Origin of the sequence: Pseudoalteromonas sp. c7(2019), assembly GCF_011378625.1 — a bacterium.
Taxonomy (GTDB): domain Bacteria; phylum Pseudomonadota; class Gammaproteobacteria; order Enterobacterales; family Alteromonadaceae; genus Pseudoalteromonas; species Pseudoalteromonas arctica.
In genome coordinates this window covers 1-464 of the sequence record NZ_WTKS01000058.1, presented here as the reverse complement: position 1 = coordinate 464, position 464 = coordinate 1, and the positions used below count along the sequence as shown (strand labels likewise).

Here is a 464-nt window from a genome sequence, read left to right as displayed (position 1 = left end):
CTTATTTGAATGCACCCAAAGGCATTGGAATAATGGCGCTAATCATCCTCATTGGAATGGGCTTACCTTGCTTGGTGTCGATGGTGTTGTTTGGCGTACGGATGACTCACCCCAAAACAATGAAGCCTTTACAAAACCGACCAATACACAATACCCACAGGTCAGAATGGTGTGTCAAATGGAGCTAAGCAGCCACCTAATCACGGGGAGTGCTTTTGATGATTACAAGGTCAATGAAATGGTGCTGGCTGAAAAGCTTATAGAAACCACACCCGATAACAGTCTCACTTTATTCGACAAAGGTTTCTATTCTTTAGGGCTTTTACATAAATGGCAAACGACTGGCAGTGAACGCCACTGGCTAATCCCCCTGAAAAAAAATGTGCAATATGAAGTTATTCAAACATTAGGGCGTAATGATAAATTAGTCCAACTTAGCAGCAACCCAAGAGCAAGAAAGATGT

General features: G+C 42.5%; 1 protein-coding gene. It reads left to right on the top strand.

Annotated features, from left to right (window positions below):
• Positions 1-464 (top strand): IS4 family transposase (locus GQR38_RS19990; protein WP_165738009.1); only part of this gene is annotated, 464 nt, incomplete at both ends.